This window comes from Acinetobacter sp. OYA S30 (genome assembly GCF_033599315.1).
Classification (GTDB): Bacteria; Pseudomonadota; Gammaproteobacteria; order Pseudomonadales; family Moraxellaceae; genus Acinetobacter; species Acinetobacter baumannii.
In genome coordinates this window covers 1-6907 of record NZ_JAWVAV010000072.1, presented here as the reverse complement: position 1 = coordinate 6907, position 6907 = coordinate 1, and the positions used below count along the sequence as shown (strand labels likewise).

The following is a 6907-nucleotide window of genomic DNA, read 5'->3' as shown; positions in this document are numbered from 1 at the left end:
GAGGATGGCGGTATCTTAAGAAGCCGCCACCAAACTGTCAAGGAGGTAAGGAGACAGTTTGTTCAAAATATAGCAAAACAGTTCAGCAGTCTTTTGAGTATCGTATAAAGCAGAGTGTGCTTCTTTACCATCAAACTCAATTCCAGCTTGAATACATGCTTTTGCAAGCACTGTTTGTCCAAACATTACTGCACTTAAAGTGACCGTATCCATCACTGAAAAACTATGGAACGGGTTTTGGTTTTTTGTACCTGAGCGAGCAATGGCCGCTTGTAAAAACCCAAGGTCAAAATGCGCGTTGTGGCCTACGAGTACTGCATGAGTACAATGTTGCTGTTTACGAACTTCATTGACCGATTTAAAAATGCGACGTAAAGCAGTTCTTTCATCTTCAGCCATTGCAATACGCATTGGGTTGAATGGGTCAATACCAATGAAGTCTAGCGAACGGCGGTCGAGGTTAGCCCCTTCAAAAGGGTTAATATGTGCATGAAATGCAGGACCAGGGACAAATTGTCCCTGAGCATCATACACAATCGGAATGCATGCGATTTCTAGCAATGCATCTGTCTGGGCATTAAAACCTGCCGTTTCAACATCGACAACAACAGGTAAGAAGCCACGAAAACGTTGGCCAATGACCGGGACAGAGTTTTCTTGTGTCACACTTTTCTCCATTGCAGCGTTTTCCCGGCATGCAGCGGGATGATTTTTTGATTATCTAAATAATCAAAAGATTCTGGAACGAGGTTATCTTCTTTAACCAAAGTAATGGTAGAAGTATTACGTGGTAGACCGTAGAAGTCTGCACCAAAATGGCTAGCAAAACCTTCTAGACGCTCTAATTTACCGACTTGGTCAAATGCTTGTGCATAAAGCTCAATTGCATTTGGTGCACTATAGCAGCCTGCACATCCACAAGCATTCTCTTTTGCATTTTGTGCATGAGGAGCGCTGTCTGTACCTAAGAAAAATTTAGGATTACCGCTTGTCGCTACTTCAAGTAAAGTCGTTTGATGCGTTTGACGTTTTAAAATTGGTAAACAGTAGAAGTGCGGTTTAATACCACCAACCAACATATCATTACGGTTAAATAATAAATGTTGTGGAGTGATTGTTGCCGCCACATTACGGTCTTGTTCTAAAACAAAGTGTGCTGCATCACTGGTAGTGATGTGCTCAAGCACAACTTTAAGTTTCGGGAACTGTTTCAATAGAGGTGATAATACCTCATCTAGGAAACGTTTTTCACGATCAAAAATATCTACATGATTATGAGTTACTTCACCATGAAGCAATAACGGAACTTGATGCTCTTCTAATTGCTCAATGACTGCATAAACTTTACGAATATCACTCACACCATTATCGGAGTTTGTGGTCGCACCAGCAGGATAAAGCTTAATCGCATTTACATGTTCTGATTCTTTAATTTTACGAACTTCATCAGGTGAAGTGTGGTCAGTAAAATAAAGCACCATACGAGGGTCAAAATTATTGCCTTCTGGAACATGAGCAAGAATGCGTTCGCGATAAGCTAAAGCTTCTTCTACTGTTTTTACAGGCGGTACAAGGTTAGGCATACAAATCGCGCGGGCGAATTGTTTAGCCAAATCTGGAACAGTACGTTTTAATGCTAAACCATCACGTAAATGTGCATGCCAATCATCTGGCTGGAGCAGGGTAATAGAGTTCAAGGCAGTTCAAACTTCGAAATAAAACAAATGATAATCGATAAAGTGTGAAAATGGTAACGAGAATTACGGACAAATGGCAAAATAAAGCGCAGGGAGCTTTAAAAAATAATGTTATATTTTGTTAATGCAGAATATGTAGGAATCGACTAGTGGCGAATAGGGGAAATGTACATCAATTACTCAAATCTAAAGAAGAAATCGAGTATTTGGTCACTCTACATACCCATCGTTATGCCAATATGCCTTTGCCCAAGCAACTGGAAAAAAAATTCTGGTGTTTAAATCTTGATCGAACTAGACAGAACATCTCAAAGTTTCTAGCAAGTGGTGTACTCACTTATTTAATTTTTATTTTACTGGCCCTGCCGACCGACTATTTAGTGATTGGGGTACCTTATATTACTTTGGACTTTATTCATTGCTTACTTAGTGCAATGAATATTGCACTTGCCCTGTTATTGTTTTGGGTTTTTGCCAAATTTACAAAACTCTCCGAGCACTTTTATTTAGCTGCATGTGGCATTGTATTTTTAACCATTATTATTAATGCGATGTTATTGCTTAGTGTCGGAAATATGGCGCTTAAGAACCAGTCTATGTTGCTTCTTTCATTTTTATATATGCTCGGGTTCATATTAAGCGGTATTAAACCTTTGCATATGCTTTGTGTTGGTTTATTGGCAGCATTTTTAGTTTTTGCTTTTCTTATTTTGTTAGACGTAAATTGTGATTATATTGCGCTGGGCCGTGCTTTGTTCGGTAGTTGTATTTTAGGTTTCTCGATTAGCAGTATGCTCATCTCAAGAGAAAGAAGCCTTTTTTTAAATAACCAGCTTGCTGAAATTAATGAGCAGATCTTACGGATTGAAGCGTCGGAGTTATTGCATTTAAGCCAGCAGGATGCCCTGACTCAAATTTCGAATCGACGTACATTTGATGAGATGTTTGATTTTTTCTACTACCGAGCAAATCAAGAGAAGCGTCCTTTAGCTGTTTTATTTATTGATATTGATTTTTTTAAAAACTATAACGATTTTTACGGGCACCAGATGGGAGATAAAGTCATCTCTAGCATTGCCGCAGCAATTAAAAACTCAATTCGTCATGTCGATTTTGTTGCGCGTTATGGAGGCGAGGAGTTTGTTGTACTATTACCTGAAACACCTGCACAGGGTGCTTATTCAGTAGCTGCAAATATCTATAAAGCCATTGAACGGCAAGCGATTCCTCATGCAGCTTCTTTAGTGTCAAAGTATGTCACTATCAGTTTAGGGTTTACCGTATATACGGGTGGGCTAAAGATGGGACAAGATAGGCTTATTCATGCGGCAGATCAGGCTTTATACCGGGCAAAACAGCTTGGCCGTAATCAAATTTATTATCAGCCATTACAAGTCGCCGAAATTGCCTAACTTAATTTTAAATATAAAAAAGCCACCTATTGAGGTGGCTTTTTTGACGTTATAAGAAATTATTTTTTCTTATTGTCTAATTGAGGTACAGCAGAACCTTGACCGATTGAAAGTAAACCAGCATCTGTATAGATACCTAGTTTTGCACGTGTATCGGTAATGTCGAGGTTACGCATAGTCAACTGACCAATACGGTCCATTGGCGTAAACATTGAATCACCTTTTTCCATTGTTAAACGTTCAGCTTCGTACGTTAAGTTTGGAGATTCAGTGTTCATGATGGTGTAGTCATTACCACGACGAAGTTCAAGTGTTACTTCACCAGTAATCGCTTTAGCTACCCAACGCTGTGCAGTTTCACGCAACATAAGCGCTTGTGAGTCGAACCAACGGCCTTGGTAAAGTAAACGGCCTAAACGTAAACCGTTAATGCGGTATTGTTCGATCGTATCTTCGTTGTGAATACCAGTAACCAAACGCTCGTAAGCAATATGAAGAAGGGCCATACCCGGTGCTTCATAGATACCACGAGATTTCGCTTCGATAATACGGTTTTCGATTTGGTCAGACATACCTAAACCATGACGGCCACCAATACGGTTTGCTTCAAGAATAAGCTCAACCGGATTTTCAAAACGCTGACCATTTAATGCAACAGGTACACCTTCTTCAAAACGTACAGTCACTTCTTCTGGTTTGATTTCAACTTCTTCTTTCCAGAAAGCAACGCCCATGATTGGGTCAACGATTTTGATACCTGCATTTAGGTATTCAAGATCTTTTGCTTCGTGAGTTGCGCCCAACATGTTTGAGTCAGTTGAGTACGCTTTTTCTTTTGACATTTTGTAGTCAAAACCGTTGTCGATGAGGAACTGTGACATTTCTGCACGGCCACCAAGCTCATCAATAAAGTTTTGATCTAACCACGGCTTGTAAATTTTAAGATTTGGGTTGGTCAACAAACCATAACGATAGAAACGTTCAATATCGTTACCTTTATAAGTTGAACCGTCACCCCAGATGTTTACGTCATCTTCTTTCATGGCAGTAACGAGCATAGTACCTGTTACTGCACGACCGAGTGGAGTCGTATTGAAATAAGGAACACCACCTGTACTGATATGGAATGCACCACACTGAATTGCAGCAATACCTTCAAGCGCCAATTGTAAGCGGCAGTCAATCAAGCGAGCTTTTACAGCGCCGTATTGTTCTGCTTTCTTTGGAATTGCATCGTAGTCATCTTCATCTGGCTGGCCTAAGTTTGCAGTATATGCATAAGGCTCAGCGCCTTTTTGTTTCATCCACAATAAAGCAGCTGAAGTGTCTAGACCACCGGAGAAGGCAATCCCAACTTTTTTGCCTACTGGTACATGCTGCAAGATAGTTGCATTATCAGTCATTGCTAATCCTAACATTTATGAAAAAGACCCCGTTGAGGCGGTCTCGAGAATTCTGAATGGCGGCTATTGTAGCACTATTCATGGTGCTTTTTTTGGCAAAAAAAGCATTAATTCACTTGTTCTGATGGCTATTTATTATTTAAAGAAAAATATGGGATTATCTGCTTCATTTATAGATTGACCATAATCTCAAATAAAAAATAATTCTTGGTCATCCAAAATTATCAAAAAAGTATTAAAGTACTATGCAACAAGTTGCAAAAAAATATTGGGACGCAGCATGACAAGTTACGCCAATTTATTAAAACCATTACATTTGGGCTTCACAACCATTAAAAACCGTGTGGTCATGGGATCTATGCATACGGGGCTTGAAGACCGCTTTTTTAACTACCCAAAACTGGCAGCTTATTTTGAAGAGCGTGCCAAAGGTGGAGTTGGTTTGATTGTGACTGGCGGTATTTCTCCGAACCGTCAAGGATGGTTGGCTCCGGCTGGCGGAACCATGAATAGTTTATTTGATATTCCGCAGCACCGTTTGGTGACTCATGCCGTCCATAAACATGGTTCAAAAATTTTGATGCAAATTTTGCATGCAGGACGCTATGGTTACCAGCCATTTGTAGTGTCTTCGAGTGCAATAAAATCACCAATTTCACCATTTAAACCACGTCAACTTTCTGAAAAAAATATTCTCAGTACCATTGAAGATTATGCACAGTGTGCCGACATTGCCAAAAAGGCAGGCTACGACGGCGTTGAAATTATGGGGTCGGAAGGATATCTGATTAACCAGTTTTTAAGTCGCCATGTAAACCAGCGTACAGACCGTTGGGGTGGTGAAATTGAAAACCGTATGCGTTTCCCGGTTGAAATTGTCAAAGCGATCCGCGCAAAAGTTGGCGAAAAATTTATTATCTGTTTCCGTTTATCGCTGCTTGACCTTGTGCATGACGGTAACACCATGCAAGAAGTGGTTACGGTTGCGAAAGCTTTAGAAAAAGCGGGTGTCACTTTATTAAATACGGGTATTGGCTGGCATGAAGCACGTGTGCCGACTATTGTCACCTCGGTCCCTCGTGCAGCGTTTGTCGATTATACGGCTCATGTAAAACAACATATTTCAATTCCGGTAATTGCGTCTAACCGTATTAATATGCCTGAAACTGCTGAAGAGATTTTGGCAACTGGCAAAGCAGATATGATTCAAATGGCTCGCCCTTTATTGGCGGATGCTTTTTGGGTAAATAAAACTGCGACCAATCGTGTAGATGAAATTAATACGTGTATTGCCTGTAACCAAGCATGTTTAGATCATGCATTTAAAAATAAGCGTGTATCTTGTTTAGTAAACCCACGTGCAGGCCATGAAACTGAATTGGTTTATTTAAAAACCAAACAACCAAAGCGTATCGCCGTTGTAGGTGGTGGTGTAGCCGGTATGTCTGCTGCAACTGTTGCTGCAAGTCGTGGTCATGCAGTGACCCTGTTTGAAGCCAATGCAGATGTAGGTGGTCAATTTAACTTTGCAAAGGTTGTGCCGGGTAAAGAAGAATTTCACGAAACGATTCGCTACTTTAAAGTACAACTTCAAAAAACTGGGGTAGATGTTCGTTTAAATACTCGTGTTAATCGTGAACAACTTGAACGTGAAGGTTTTGATGAGGTGATTGTGGCGACTGGAGTCGTGCCGCGTGCATTAAAGATTGAAGGAAGTAATTCACCTCAAGTTCTTTCTTATGCTCAAGTTTTACAGGGCGCTGAAGTTGGACGAAAAGTTGCAGTGATTGGGGCAGGTGGTATTGGTTTCGATGTCTCAGAATTTTTACTTAAACCACCACATCAACCACAGCCTCAACCTTTAGCCGAGTGGCAACGTGAGTGGGGTGTAGACCCAGATCCAAATTATGTTTCTGAAGGTGGTATGCAACCACCAGTAGTTGAGCCAGCGATACGAGAAATTTATTTGCTGCAACGTAAAACAACCCCACTCGGTATTGGTCTTGGCAAGACTTCGGGGTGGGTACATCGTGCCCAGCTTAAAAAGCACGGTGTACGCATGCTTCGTGGCGTGCAATATAAAGCAGTTACCGATGAAGGGCTTTGGATTGAGCATAATGGTCAGGACCAGCTTTTACGTGTAGATACCGTTGTGGTGTGTGCGGGGCAAGAGTCGGTAAAAGACTTGATGCCAAAAGAAGGTGAGTCGACTATAGCGAACTACCATATTATTGGTGGTGCAAAGCTCGCAGCAGAGCTAGATGCGAAGCGCGCGATTAAAGAAGGAGCAGAATTGGCTGCCCAACTGTAAAATTGATGAAACAATATGCACTTGAACACAAAGCGATGATTTTTTTCTTGAATAAAATGAATAAGCTTTGTATTCTTACGCACA

5 protein-coding genes are annotated in these 6907 nt (G+C 40.8%); 2 read left to right on the top strand and 3 right to left on the bottom strand.

The features are described from left to right. Positions 1–15: 15 nt before the first annotated feature. Positions 16–678, bottom strand: a complete 663-nt coding sequence (gene rnt / locus R5R67_RS18560) for a ribonuclease T (RefSeq protein WP_001982681.1) — start codon at positions 676–678, stop codon at positions 16–18. Then, positions 663–1697, bottom strand: a complete 1035-nt coding sequence (gene pyrC, locus R5R67_RS18555; RefSeq protein ID WP_001084867.1) for a dihydroorotase — start codon at positions 1695–1697, stop codon at positions 663–665. The genes rnt and pyrC overlap by 16 nt, the downstream gene beginning before the upstream one ends. A gap of 149 nt (positions 1698–1846) precedes the next feature. Here pyrC and R5R67_RS18550 point away from each other — a divergent pair, with 149 nt between their 5' ends. After that, positions 1847–3109, top strand: coding sequence for a diguanylate cyclase (locus R5R67_RS18550; RefSeq protein ID WP_000013374.1), 1263 nt, complete (start codon positions 1847–1849; stop codon positions 3107–3109). 59 nt (positions 3110–3168) lie between these two features. On the opposite strand, the gene argG is transcribed toward R5R67_RS18550, so the two are convergent. Further along, positions 3169–4527 carry an argininosuccinate synthase gene (argG, locus tag R5R67_RS18545; RefSeq protein WP_009518994.1) on the bottom strand — a complete coding sequence of 453 codons (1359 nt, stop codon included), beginning with the start codon at positions 4525–4527 and terminating at the stop codon, positions 3169–3171. Positions 4528–4792: 265 nt separating this feature from the next. Between argG and R5R67_RS18540 the strand changes: the two genes are divergently transcribed. After that, a complete protein-coding gene (locus R5R67_RS18540; protein ID WP_000205086.1) occupies positions 4793–6823 on the top strand; it encodes an NADPH-dependent 2,4-dienoyl-CoA reductase in 2031 nt (676 codons plus the stop codon). Positions 6824–6907 lie beyond the last annotated feature (84 nt).

Bases quoted from the DNA above. Each gene is read 5' to 3' on its own strand.
- rnt (WP_001982681.1), bottom strand. From the start codon at position 678: ATGGAGAAAAGTGTGACACAAGAAAACTCTGTCCCGGTCATTGGCCAA.
- argG (WP_009518994.1), bottom strand. From the start codon at position 4,527: ATGTTAGGATTAGCAATGACTGATAATGCAACTATCTTGCAGCATGTA.
- R5R67_RS18540 (WP_000205086.1), top strand. From the start codon at position 4,793: ATGACAAGTTACGCCAATTTATTAAAACCATTACATTTGGGCTTCACA.